At 58.1% G+C, this 12,349-nt stretch carries 10 protein-coding genes; 5 read left to right on the top strand and 5 right to left on the bottom strand.

What is annotated here, in order from left to right; all coding sequences use genetic code 11:
- Window positions 1–148: 148 nt before the first annotated feature.
- Complete coding sequence (locus VMY05_04310) at window positions 149–1,702, bottom strand: hypothetical protein (protein HUV30301.1); 1,554 nt, start codon at window positions 1,700–1,702, stop codon at window positions 149–151.
- Between the two features lie 221 nt (window positions 1,703–1,923).
- Between VMY05_04310 and VMY05_04305 the strand changes: the two genes are divergently transcribed.
- The 3 genes from VMY05_04305 to VMY05_04295 all read left to right on the top strand — a co-directional run bounded on the left by VMY05_04305 (window position 1,924) and on the right by VMY05_04295 (window position 6,516).
- Window positions 1,924–4,107: a tetratricopeptide repeat protein gene (locus tag VMY05_04305; protein HUV30300.1), complete on the top strand. Its 2,184-nt coding sequence runs from the start codon at window positions 1,924–1,926 to the stop codon at window positions 4,105–4,107.
- An 8-nt stretch (window positions 4,108–4,115) separates the two neighbouring features.
- Window positions 4,116–4,406: a hypothetical protein gene (locus VMY05_04300; protein HUV30299.1), complete on the top strand. Its 291-nt coding sequence runs from the start codon at window positions 4,116–4,118 to the stop codon at window positions 4,404–4,406.
- Between the two features lie 160 nt (window positions 4,407–4,566).
- Complete coding sequence (locus VMY05_04295; GenBank protein ID HUV30298.1) at window positions 4,567–6,516, top strand: S9 family peptidase; 1,950 nt, start codon at window positions 4,567–4,569, stop codon at window positions 6,514–6,516.
- Between the two features lie 85 nt (window positions 6,517–6,601).
- Here VMY05_04295 and VMY05_04290 read toward each other — a convergent pair whose 3' ends face one another.
- Window positions 6,602–7,078, bottom strand: coding sequence for an SPOR domain-containing protein (locus VMY05_04290; GenBank protein HUV30297.1), 477 nt, complete (start codon window positions 7,076–7,078; stop codon window positions 6,602–6,604).
- A 181-nt stretch (window positions 7,079–7,259) separates the two neighbouring features.
- Between VMY05_04290 and VMY05_04285 the strand changes: the two genes are divergently transcribed.
- Both VMY05_04285 and VMY05_04280 read left to right on the top strand, forming a co-directional pair.
- Window positions 7,260–8,255 carry a cysteine synthase family protein gene (locus tag VMY05_04285; GenBank protein ID HUV30296.1) on the top strand — a complete coding sequence of 332 codons (996 nt, stop codon included), beginning with the start codon at window positions 7,260–7,262 and terminating at the stop codon, window positions 8,253–8,255.
- A complete protein-coding gene (locus VMY05_04280) occupies window positions 8,252–8,953 on the top strand; it encodes a DUF1573 domain-containing protein (GenBank protein ID HUV30295.1) in 702 nt (233 codons plus the stop codon). The genes VMY05_04285 and VMY05_04280 overlap by 4 nt, the downstream gene beginning before the upstream one ends.
- 268 nt (window positions 8,954–9,221) lie before the next feature.
- Here VMY05_04280 and VMY05_04275 read toward each other — a convergent pair whose 3' ends face one another.
- The 3 genes from VMY05_04275 to VMY05_04265 all read right to left on the bottom strand — a co-directional run bounded on the left by VMY05_04275 (window position 9,222) and on the right by VMY05_04265 (window position 12,332).
- A complete protein-coding gene (locus VMY05_04275) occupies window positions 9,222–9,407 on the bottom strand; it encodes a 4Fe-4S binding protein (GenBank protein ID HUV30294.1) in 186 nt (61 codons plus the stop codon).
- 186 nt (window positions 9,408–9,593) lie between these two features.
- A complete protein-coding gene (locus tag VMY05_04270; GenBank protein ID HUV30293.1) occupies window positions 9,594–10,481 on the bottom strand; it encodes a hypothetical protein in 888 nt (295 codons plus the stop codon).
- Window positions 10,482–10,694: 213 nt separating this feature from the next.
- Window positions 10,695–12,332 (bottom strand): hypothetical protein, encoded by a 1,638-nt coding sequence (locus VMY05_04265; GenBank protein ID HUV30292.1) that lies wholly within the window; start codon window positions 12,330–12,332, stop codon window positions 10,695–10,697.
- Between the last annotated feature and the right edge of the window lie 17 nt (window positions 12,333–12,349).

Below are 12,349 nucleotides of genomic sequence, written 5' to 3'. Positions count from 1 at the left end.
TCTGATGCCCGGTGCAGACAACTGTGCAAGCAGCAGCGAGTTTCACTACAACTCCCGGCAATGCCCGGCACCCGAACAGGCACCGAAAAAGGCCGGCACCCCGCAGGTGCCGGCCTTTACATACTTTCTTATGACAGCCGCGTCCGGTCTACTGCCTCTTGAACCTGACCTTTATCTCAGGGAATCCCTGATTCGTGCCCGGTACGGTGCCATACTTGCCGACCATGGTGACAACCACGGGGTCGCGAGCCAATCCCGAGACTGTGTAGAAGGGGGGAACCTCGCCAATAAAGGCTATCAGCGGGAAATTCGTAGAGTCCGTCAGGCCGTTGTCCGGCTCCAGGCTGATAAATACAGTCCCCTCGATACTCCCGTTTGCCGCCTCGGGCATGAGCTCGACTTCGGTCAAACCGTAGCGGGCCAGCAGTGAAGCGCTGTTCAGGAAGTCCTCCCCGGGATAGTACGGCCGCTTGTAAATAGTCACGAGAGTGGTTTCGCCGAGCGTGTCCACGACACGCAGGTCACCGGCGAGCGAGTCAAGCGTGAAGGGGTCGTTGTCATCGATAGTATCGATTCTCGTAAACGTCCCGGTGGTGACAAGGCCGCCCTCGGCTCCCGGAATCCAGGTCCTCTCGGGCGTATTGTACGGCCACGCCGGAGGTGTGAACTCACCGGTGCCGGCCGTCGGGATGTACGGCGAGACAGCCCAGCCTTTGTATTTCCAGCCCCACTGGGCGAAGCCCGGCAGGCCGTAGCCCTCCTCGCCCTGGGTGAAGATGTCGTACCGAACCACCCGGGATGCATCACCGGGTGCCGTCACCTGAAACGCCCCGGCATCCAGGTCGCGTTTGGTGAACGGGGGTGTACTGTCGGCGAGGCTTTCCAAGACAAACGTGACGTGGGTATGCATGAAGGAGTCGACGTTAAGGATAAGGGTGTCGGGCCCGTAGAGCACTTTTTCCGTGACGACCTGGATATCCCGTACCGTAAACGGGCGCACGGCATAGAGCGAGTCTTTGTTAAGCGTCTCGCCGTCCTCAATCACGGGCTGGATTACCGTGACTATCCAGGGGTAAGTAATCGTGTCAAGATTCAGCGTATCGGGAATGGTATCCAGGGTCGTGCGGTAGCTGCAGAACCATATGCCGCGGCTGTCGTTGACGTTGCTGCGGTTGTCGGAGACAGCCTCGAGATTGTACTGCACCGTGCTCTCCCACAGCTCATCCGAAATCGGGAAATTGAGGGTCGGGGTGAAATCTCCCAGAGGAATTACGTTGCCGACAAGCATAATCGGCCCCGGCACGTCGGGATCCAGGTCATCCACGTGCTCCACCGATACAAAGACCGACCGATACGCAAAGAGATCGCCTTCGATAACAAACTGATTTGAATCGGCCCTTACGATCTCCATAGTATCTACCGGTTCCAAAAACGCTATCAGGGTGTCAGAAGTCATAAAGGAGAACTTGCCCAGCGACAGGATGGTCTCGGGATCAAGATCATAGCCCTGGACGACCTCCTCGGAAACCCAGAGTTCATAGACCATGCCAACGGGTGGTGTGGGAAGCCGCTCGACCGCCAAGTTGAGAACTGTCCGTGATACCGGCGTCAGAACATCGTCCGGCTGACTGCAACTGAAAATCACAGCCAGCACCGAGAGGGCTAAGGCGGGGAACCACAGCCGGTTGTAGGGCTTCGACATTTATCTCTTCCTCCTCAGGAACATTCCCGAATCTCTATTAATCCTTCCCGTTCTCAGAACCAAAATTATAACCTTAAAGCCAATCGGCTGTCAAGCGGTTATTTGGAAATCAGCCGCTTCCCTCCATAGACGTCCCGTCTACTGCCCGGATTTAAAGAAAAATCACGAACCGTCGATATTACGCACATGTAGTGGGGAACCCAAAAAAGGATGATTTCACTTTGAAAATATGTCCACAGTGCCATACCGAACAGGCGGCTGACACCGAATTCTGCGCGTGTTGCGGTCAGCGCCTGACGTCGGGCCCTGCGCCTGAGTCACCTGACGGAGCCCCCGACAATCTCGACTTTGTCATCACCGAAACGCACGACGCGTCCCATGACCTAGTCGGCGGCGTAGTGCCGAAAAAGACCGACGGAGACCTCGGGCTGGAGACGACCGCCGACCTGGTCCAGCGGGAGGCGATATCCGGCGCCGGCATCGGCGGGGGCGCGGTCGGATCGGATACAGGCAACTGCTCACCGATCGGAGACAGCAACCCAACGATGCCTGCCCCGCAGGAGACGGATACCGGGGGAGGCACAGTCTCCGACGAACCGCCAGCCGGATCCGCACCCTCCAGCGACAGCACCAGCCAGGTGCGGAAGCTCTCCGATGATCAGATCAAATCCATCAAGCAAAACCTGTACGGCGGTTCGACCGAGTACCTCAGCGATGAGGAGAAGCTCGATCTTCTGAAACATATCGATCGGCGACCGACCGACGGACAGGCCGCGGACAAGCCGGAAAAACCGAAGGGCTTCGACACCGCCCCCATCGTACCACCCAAAAAAGCAGGTCCGAGCAAACCGGACACGGCAGCGCCGGAGGTCAAGCCCAGGCCGCAAATGGCCCAGCGGACCAGAGGGGTCGCATACTATGCCAAAAACATCGTCCAGATTACCGGTGAGCAGGAACTGCACGAGCACGATGAACTGATCATTAACCAGCGCCAATACGTGCTGCGCAAGAAGAAACTCAATTCCAAGCTGCTGGCCGCGATTATAGCCCCCGTTGCGGCCGTCGCCATTTTCGCGATCGGCACCCAGTTCACATCGGACATCACGACCGGAGACGGAAGAATTGTCGGAGTGGTATTAGACAGTCACGAACGCCCCTTGCTGCAGGCTGTTACGATCCGCCTGCCGGCCCTGGGCAAGTCCTGCCGAACGAACGCCCAGGGTTTTTTCAAGACCGATCTGATAGAGGCCGGCAGTTACAAGATCGAGTGCATCGTTGACGGCGAGGTGGCCGCGACCGATTACGCCACAGTGGTCGACGGCGAAATTTCAATGCTGACTCTCCAGCCTTCGTCTGAATCCCGCACCAAGCCTACCGTCGCGACCGTTCGCCCGGTACCCGCCGAAGCGGCGGCCGAATCTCGTGAGCGGGCCCAGCCGCAGGCGGCCCCGCAAACCGGCTCCAGCCCGACGAAATCCTCAAAACCGGCGGCCGACCGGCCGCGAGCGGCCAGCACAGCGCCGCAAACGGCGAAGATTGCCGTGAATACCAATGTCGAAGTCCCGCGCCTGTCTATCGACGGATCCGTCGTGGGCGCCGGCAACCTCACGTACTCACGGCTGAAACCGGGGAAACACTCCTACTCGATAGCGGCGGACGGACACCGGACGGCCACGGGCACCCTGGAACTGGTGGCCGGAAAGACGACCAAACTCGACGTCACTCTTGAACCGATGAGCCCGGCACAAAAGGAAAAGACGTACGCCGAGACGGACTACTTTCATTCGGGCGAGCGCGCCCTGAAAGCTAACGAATACGAAACCGCGATTACCGACCTCACGGAGGCGGTACGGATCAAGCCCAGTTATGCCGAGGCGTACTTCGCCCGCGCCCAGGCATACGAGCGAACGGGACAGAATCCGTCCGCCTTAGACGATTACATCCGAGCGGCGGAGCAGTACCGGTTTAAGGGCGAATACAACAGAGCGATCACCGCATACAACCACTGTCTCGAAATGGATCGAGAGGCGGTCCCCGCCCTTCTCGGCCGCGCTTCCCTTTACCTGGCCAAGGGCGAGGAGATCGCAGCCATTGCGGATTACGAAACGGCGATCAGGTTCGATAAGCGAAACGCCCAGGCGTACTACGGCCTCGGTGAAGCACGTTTCAACCAGGGGTATTATGAAAAGGCGGTCAAGCACTTCAAGGACGCGAGGTCATTGGATCCCGAGAACCCCCTGGTGTACCAGTTTCTCATGCTGAGTTACCTGGCTGACGACGATACCAACAACGTCAGGAAGACCTACGACAAGTACAAGGAGCTCGCGTCGCAGGAGGAACTCTCCAAACTGCGCTCGGACAAGAAGTTCTCCGCCGTCATGCGAGTCGTCGAAACACAGGAGTAACCGACAACGTGTCTGCAAAACTCAACTGCTGGGAATACCTGAACTGCGGGCGGGAGAAAGGCGGCCTACTGGTGGAGATGCTGGGTGAATGCCCGGTGGCAACGGCCATGAAATACGATGGAATCCACGACGGCAAAGCCGCCGGCCGAATATGCTGGGTAGTGCGAAACTCTTCCGGCAACAGAGCCCAATCCACTGACCTGTCCTGTCCGAATTGTCACGCGTGCGCCTTTTATCGGCGGGTTCTCTACGAGGAAGCCGATAACATAACCTGTCGTTTCGCCTCGGCAGCCGTGTAGCCTGCCTCGGCCGAGGCCACCGCACATTCCTCGCGCCGGCGCGCGGCGCTCCGTCTCTTCCCTTCGCACAGCCTCTCAGAATTACAGTTGCCTGGCAACTATTTTCTGCCTATCATCGTCTACATAGTAACGTAACGACCGTGAAGAGGAGACCACAGTTATGATGAGACGTTTGACCGGGGGTTTTGCTGCAGTGCTCGTGCTCTGCATAGTGCTGGCAGCCCCGCAGTGGGCTCGGGGCCAGGAGGAAGCGAAATCGCTTCTCAGCAAAATGAAGTATGTCCCCGATATCAGCACCTTCATGCAGATCGGCTATGCCAGCCCGACCGGATACACGTGGGATGGCGAGACCGTTTTCTTCACCTCGTCCCTGTCCGGAGCGACACAAGTGTATCGTCTCACGAAAGAAGGCTGGCCGTACCAACTGACCACCTTCGAAGATGGGATAGACTTTTTCAGCCTGTCATGGGGCGGCGACCTAGCTATCGTTGGTGCCTCCGTGGGCGGCTCGGAGGACGCGCAACTGTACCTGATGGACACCGAAACGGGCCGGATTCACCAGTTGACCGATCTCTCTCGCGTGAGGTTCGGATCGATAATCTGGGCCAAGGACGATCAGTCCATCTTCTACCGGTCCAACCAGGAAAACGGCACGGACTTCTTCATTTACCGCATGGATATCGGGAGCGGAGATGCAGTCAAGGTATTCGGGGACACAACCACCGTTCGCGGCTGGAACGGCCTGGGCGACATTTCCCAGGACGGCAACAAGCTGATTGTCTATCACTTCTCCTCGAATATAGACGACGACCTGTACCTCGTCGACGTGCCGACCGGGGAATATCAGAAGCTGAACCAGGACGACAAGGACGTGATGTACGACAGTCCAACCCTGATGCCGGACAACAGGACAATCTGGCTGCTGTGCAACGACAACGAGGACGGTATCCTTCGCCTGGCAAAGATGAAGGTAGGCTCCCCCAAGGTGCAGTTTATCGATGACGGCTGGATCGATCCCAGGTGGGAGGTGGACGGCCTTCTCGTGTCGCGTGACTACAAATACATGGTGGCACGTGTCAACGAGGAAGGCTACGCGCGAATGAAGATTCGTGAGGTGGAGTCCGGCCGGGAACTGCCCTCGCCGCCCCTTGAGGGCCAGCTGGGAGGCGGGCAGTTCGATAAGCGCGGCAACTGCCTTATTTCGTTCAACGGTCCTGCGCGCACGTCCGACGTCTGGCGGTGGAGCCCCGCAACCGGGGATCTTACCCAGTTGACCTTTTCCAGCTATGCGGGGATCGACCGAGGGCTGTTCACGGACCCGCAGCTTGTCCACTACAAGAGTTTTGACGGCCTGGAAATACCGGCCTTCCTGTACCTTCCGCCCGGGTACACTCCCGGCGAGCCTATTCCGTTCATCGTTGACGCCCACGGCGGTCCGGAGGGTCAGTTCAGGCCGACTTTTGCCAGAAACGTCCAGTACCTGATCCTCAACGGGTACGGCATCCTGGCCCCTAATCCGCGCGGCTCAAGCGGCTACGGCCTGGAATACATGAATCTGGACAACTACAAGAACCGGAAGAACTCTCTTAAGGACTACAAAGCCGGCGTAGAGTGGCTTATCGAAAACGGGTACACCAAGCAGGGAATGATCGGTATTCGCGGCGGATCTTACGGCGGCTACGTCGTCCTCGGTATGATCACCGAGTACCCCGACATGTTCTCCGCGGGAGTGGACGCCGTTGGCATTGCCAACTTCAAGACCTTCCTGGAGAATACCCGTGAGTACCGGCGTGCCCTGCGCGAGGCCGAGTACGGTCCCCTGAGCGATCCCGAGTTCCTGGCGGAGATATCCCCCATACACAAGGCCGACCTGATCAAAACACCGCTTCTCGTCGTGCATGGTGAGAACGACCCCCGCGTACCGATCGGCGAGGCTCGCCAGATCATCCAGGCGATTACGGATAACGGCGGCGTGGTGGACTCGCTGATTTTCCGTGACGAGGGCCACGGCAGCGGCAAGCGTGTCAATATCATCGAGGAGTACCGCAAGCAGGTAGCCTTCTTTGACGAGCACCTCAAAGGTATAAAGCCGCAGATGACGAAAGAATGAGCACGCGGCACAAACGCGCATAAGAGAACGGCGGCCGGTACGCGTACCGGCCGCCGTTTATTGTCTTACCCGCGCCCCCGGCTGGTCAGTCCTGGTCCACCCACGCCTCGACCGAGAATCTGTCCTTCAACTCTTCCTTCAAAGCCCGCGCTTCCGCCGAGGTAGCGAACAGGCCGATTCTCACCCGGTAGTAGACCTGACCCTCTATCGTCTGCTCGACGACGTAAGGCTCGTACCCCCGCTGGCCGTACACGCCGACCAGGTATCGAGCGTAGTCCTCATCCTCGCAACTGGCCACCTGAACGGTGAAGCCGCTTCCGAGCGGGCGTTGGGGCATCATCGGCTCCGGCGCTTGCTCTTTGGGCACGGCATAGGCATCGGCCGGCGCCGTCTCGGCCGAGGTGTCAACTGCCGGCAGGGCGGCCGTATCGGCGCCCGCCTCCACCTCACGCATCTCCTGTTCAAGCCGCTCAGCCTCCTCCTTCTTGTCGGAACAGCCGACTATCAGCAGGCCCAGCAGCACCATCAGCACCATCAGCACCGGTATTTTCGTGTAGCTCATATTTCCTCCCAGCGAGCCATCATTCAACTGTCAGTTTCAGAGACTCTACATGGATCACTCGTTAGTCAAATAAGCCCCCGTGAAAACCTTGTCAACCTAAAAAGACCCGTTAACGATTCAAATTAAAGACTTGAAAGTATCGAGCCGCTTGTATAACCTATGACAATCCTGAGGAGTTACCATGCGGGTTGCAGACAACGTCCTTGATCTCATCGGCCGAACGCCGCTGGTGCGGCTTCGCACCGGCATTCCGAAAACCGGAGTTACGGCCTGTGTCAAGCTGGAGTTCCTCAGTCCGACGGGGTCGCTCAAAGACCGGATGGCCTTTCACATCCTTCGCAAGGCCATGGACAGCGGCGAGATCAGACCCGGAGACACGGTCATTGACAACACCTCGGGCAACACCGGCTCCGCGGTCGCCATGGTGGCCTCGGTGCTCGGTCTAAAGTCGGTGCTCGTGACGCCGGAGAAGACCAGCCAGGAGAAGGTTGACCTTATCAGGTCTTTCGGCGCCGAGGTAATCATCACCCCCACCGAGGCGGCGCACGATGATCCCGAGGGCTGTTACCTGATGGCCCGGGAGCTGGCCCGCAAGCACGGCTACTTCGATATCGACCAGTACAACAGCCAGGACAACGTTGAATCCCACTACCTTACCACCGGCCCGGAGATATGGGAAGACACCGACGGCAAGATTACGCACTTCGTCACAGGAATCGGCACCGGCGGAACCTTTTCCGGGACGGTCCGGTATCTCAAGGAGCGCAATCCGGAGATCAGGGCGATTGCGGTCGATCCCGAGGGCTCGATTTTTGCGGATTATATTCGAGAAAAGAAGCTGACGGCCGGGTACAACTACATGGTCGAAGGGATCGGCACGGACGTCATCACGGAGGCGCTGCACCCCGAACTGGTCGACCAGGTAATTACCGTATCGGACAAGGATTCCTTCAACCGGGCGCGCCTGATTGCCCGGACGGAGGGGATCTCCGGCGGCGGCTCCTCGGGAGCCGTGGCGGTGGCCATGGAGAGGGTGGCGGCCGATCCGGGACCGAATGCATTCATCGTCGGCATCTTCGGTGATGCCGGCATACGGTATTTGAGTAAGTGCTACAATGACAGTTGGATGCGGGAACACGGCTACCTGCCCGCGCCGGAGGATGCTGCCAAACTATGAAGAAAATGACAACACTGGTCACCTTTGCCCTGACCGTTACCCTCGCCACCGCCTCTCCCCCGCCGCCTTCCGGCGGAGGCGGCGTGCAGCAGGTGGATCGGATATACGATTTCGGTGAAATCGGGATTGACTTCTACGTCTACCACGACTTTATGCTGGTCAACCTCAGCGACGCACCGGTAAAGCTCGATTCAGTCATAGCCGACTGTGAGTGCTCACGTGTCTGGGTGCCGGATTCAACCATAATGCCGGGCGATACCGGCCGGATCACCCTGCGCTTTCACTCCAAGAACTACTATGGCAAGACAAGCAAGGCCATGCAGGTGTATACCGATAACCCGGTCTCGCCGAAACTGGAGTATTTTTACCTGTCCATGGTCGGCCAGTGGCTTATGGGAATCAAGCCTGACCCGATAAGCGTGTTTTTTCTGCCCAGCCACGCCTCGAGAACGCTGACCATCTCCAATCCGGTCCTGGAGCGGATCAAACTATCGGAAATGGAGCAGCATGACGATCTCGTGCAAATCCGCGTCGTGCAGGCAGAAGCGGGCAAGGGGAAGAGCCTGGAACTGGAGGTGACCCCCAGGGACGGACTGCAAAAGGGCACTTACGAGTCGAATTTCCGCGTGACGGTCGAGCTGGGAGGCGATTACGAGCCGGTCCGGATGACTCTTCCCGTGAAGATTGTCCGGTACTGACGGCGGCAGACCCAGGGGGCCCGCCGGGCCGGCAGAAAGCGGGAAAAGTTTTGGCAAAAAGGGCTTGACAAGACTGAAGCTGTAGGTAATTTTATAAGTGACGAGGGTGACTCTCTGCTGTCCCTGGGTAGTTTCCTAGCCCCCTCTACCCGACCAGAGTAGCGCCCTCTTATTTTTTCTGTCTTATTCTCGACTGACATCCCGGTCAAAACGTGCAAAAAAAAGCCGCCCGGCTTTGAGCGGGCGGCGGAATAATCAACAGCAGAGCTTACGCTTTTTCGATGCAATCCACCGGGCATACCGACACACACTGCGGTCCGTCGTCCTGATCCTCGCACTCGTTGCAGGTCTCAGGGTTGATCTCGTAGATGTCGCCCTCGGTGATTGACTCGGTCGGACATTCCGGCAGGCATAGTCCGCAAGCGGTGCACTCATCAGTTACTTTCATGGCCATGGCAGAGAACCTCCAGACAAAATGTCACTTGTGCTCAGTTATCAAAATTTCCCGGCAAATATACACAAGTTCTACGGGGCGACAAGCAAATTGTTCAGGAAAATATCGGCTTAGGTTTGCCCTAACCTGCTGCCGGGCAGGCAAATACGTACTAAATTGTAGGCTTTGTTATCTCCGGCCGATGCTCTACCGACACGGCGCCAGGTGGTCAGTTGCGTCGATGAACAGGTATCTGATCAGCGCCGTCAGGTCGCCGATGTCCACCGTGCCGTTCGCATCGCCGTCGACGTTCGCTTCTTCGAGACAGGCCGGCTCCTGCTGGGAGATGAACAGGTAGTCGATAAGCGCCGTGAGGTCGCCAATGTCGACCACATCCACAGGACCGTCATCAACATTCCCACTACTCACCCCAAAACAGCAGCCGTCCCCAATGGTGAAACAGTGCGGCCCGTCCCAATCCGGGATGACATCCGGCAAGCTGGGCGTAGTGCACGCCCACTTCCACGTTCCGCCCGGTGAAAACCAACTCGAGTCCAGGCAGATCGTCCTACCCACATCGACCGAGCGGGGCCGAATGGGGATCTCGAACGCCAGCCCATCATAGCCGGGCTGGATGCCGCCCCCAGGTGTATTACCGACAAAGGCAAAAGAAACAGTGTCGGCGCCGATCCCGTCCAGACCGTATTCTCTGACGTAGAAAGCATTGAACTCAACCGCGGTGTCCAGGAACGGCGGGTAGACCAGAACATGCTGGGTGATTGTATCGATAGTCGTATCAAGAATCAGCGGCGGCCCCAGATCGATCAGCCTTACAGTGGTATCGATAATAGAATCAACATACGGATAGCCCCACTCCGCTCCGTCCGGCGACCAGATACGAAAGCCGTTGACAACGTTGTACGTAAATGCACTGTTGGCCATGCCGATCCAGAATGTGACCGGCGCATCGGACCTGATGGTGCTGTCGAAGCCCATATAAAGGCCGTACACCTTATCCAGATAAACCATGTGCTCTTGGGCCTGAAGTGATAGTGCCACCAGCGGGATTATCAGAAGTAAACAGAGCGCTCTCATCGCAGCCTCCCGTCAACTCGTTGCCTGCGTGAGACGGGCAGAATCGAAGGTGTGCAGGTAGTTCCCCTACACTCACAAAATACCCCCCCCCTACAATTGTGTCAAGGACTTTCATAAGTCCCTGTCACGCGAGACAATACGCCACCCCCGAAATCTCGAGGGTGGCGTCACAACTCACTTACCGGCACCGCCGGGCGCAGTCATACTGCCGCCCTACTCACACGGCACGGGCGGCTCCTCGTGCCGGAACAGGTACCGCACCAGGAGCGTCAGGTCACCGATGTCAATGTACCCGTCCGGGTCGCCGTCCACGTCCGCCTCCTGCCAGCAAACCGGCTCCGTGTAGCTAATGAACAGGTAGTCAATCAGCGCCGTCAGGTCAGCAATGTCGACCACATCGTCGGCGTCGTAATCGACGTTCCCGCGCATCTGCCCGAGGCAACACGTCGGCACGATCCGGAAACAGTGCGCACCACCCCAGCCCGGAGCCACGTCCGGCACACCCACGTACTGGGTGAACCACTTCCATGTACCGGCCAGCGGCCACCAACTCGAGTCAATACAGATGTACCGTCCCGTATCCTGCATCCGTGCCTGGATGATGAATTCGTAGACAGGGCGGTCGAATCCGGGCGAAATGCCGTCATTGACAGATACCGAGTTCCCCGCCATCCAGATCGTGTCGGCACCAATCCCGTCAAGACTGCGCTCATCGTAGTGAAAACCGCCAAAGAGCGCGGCGAACGCCGGATCCACCCGGGCGTTCAGAAGAGTGTCGACTGCCGTATCAAGCACGATCGGCGGTCCGGGATCAATAAGACTGATAATCGTATCGAATACTGTATCCGCTTCAGGGTAGGTCCACTCTGCGCCGATAGGTGACCAGATTCGAAAACCGTTGGCGATTCGATCGAATCCTGCGACACTCTCGTTCGTGAAGCGCACCTTGATGGACACGGGGCGTTCCGCCACGATAGCCCTTTCTTCGTCCATCACCAGCTCCGGTGCATCCAGCGTCACCCGGCAGACAGCGCTCCAGCCGTCAGGGTAGTCGGGGACATCCCAATCGTCGCAACCGTACGGTATCATGTCTCCGTCATAGTCCTCGAAATCATCATACCCGGCGCAGAAGTCGCAGACGTCCGGGACACCGTCACCGTCGCTGTCCGGCTGCTCGGCCGTCACCGAGCAGTCACCGATCACAAAACAGTGCGGCCCGTCCCAATCCGGAATGAGATCGTGTCCAGTGCTACAATGGGGATCAGTGGAAGCCCATTTCCATACTCCCCCGGGAGGCGTCCAACTCGAGTCCAGGCAGATCGTCTTGCCCACATCCACAGAGCGGGGCTGAATCGGAATCTCAAACGCCGGCCCGTCATAACCCGGCTGGATGCCGTCCCCAATTACCAGGCCAACGCAGGCAAAAGAAACAGTGTCGGCGCCGATTCCGTCCAGACCGTACTCATTGACGAAGAACTTACTGAAGCTGACCCCCGTGTCCAGAAACGGCGGATAGACCAGAGCATGCGTGACGAAGGTGTCCATGATAGTTTCATACACCACTGGGTCCAACGAAATCAAATTGAGCGTGGTGTCGAAGATGGAATCAACATACGGATAGCCCCACTCGGCACCGTCAGGCGACCAGATACGAAAGCCGCTGACAAAGTTGTACGTACATTCACTGTTGGCCATGCCGATCCAGAATGCGACCGGGGCGTCGGACCTGATGGTGGTATCATCTTTAAGGCCATACACTTCGTCCAGAAAGACGCGGTGCTCCTGGGCCTGAAGTGACAGTGCCACCAGCGGGATTATAAAGATTGTTAAAAGTGAACAGAGCGCTCTCATCGCAGCCTCCCGTCAAC

This window comes from Acidobacteriota bacterium (assembly GCA_035529075.1).
GTDB lineage: Bacteria > Zixibacteria > MSB-5A5 > GN15 > FEB-12 > DATKXK01.
This window is presented reverse-complemented; position numbering and strand designations above follow the sequence as displayed.

Excerpts from the sequence above, each read along its gene's own strand:
- VMY05_04285 (HUV30296.1), top strand. The coding sequence starts at position 7,260 with ATGCGGGTTGCAGACAACGTCCTTGATCTCATCGGCCGAACGCCGCTG.
- VMY05_04265 (HUV30292.1), bottom strand. The coding sequence starts at position 12,332 with ATGAGAGCGCTCTGTTCACTTTTAACAATCTTTATAATCCCGCTGGTG.
- VMY05_04295 (HUV30298.1), top strand. The coding sequence starts at position 4,567 with ATGATGAGACGTTTGACCGGGGGTTTTGCTGCAGTGCTCGTGCTCTGC.
- VMY05_04275 (HUV30294.1), bottom strand. The coding sequence starts at position 9,407 with ATGGCCATGAAAGTAACTGATGAGTGCACCGCTTGCGGACTATGCCTG.
- VMY05_04280 (HUV30295.1), top strand. The coding sequence starts at position 8,252 with ATGAAGAAAATGACAACACTGGTCACCTTTGCCCTGACCGTTACCCTC.
- VMY05_04270 (HUV30293.1), bottom strand. The coding sequence starts at position 10,481 with ATGAGAGCGCTCTGTTTACTTCTGATAATCCCGCTGGTGGCACTATCA.
- VMY05_04310 (HUV30301.1), bottom strand. The coding sequence starts at position 1,702 with ATGTCGAAGCCCTACAACCGGCTGTGGTTCCCCGCCTTAGCCCTCTCG.
- VMY05_04290 (HUV30297.1), bottom strand. The coding sequence starts at position 7,078 with ATGAGCTACACGAAAATACCGGTGCTGATGGTGCTGATGGTGCTGCTG.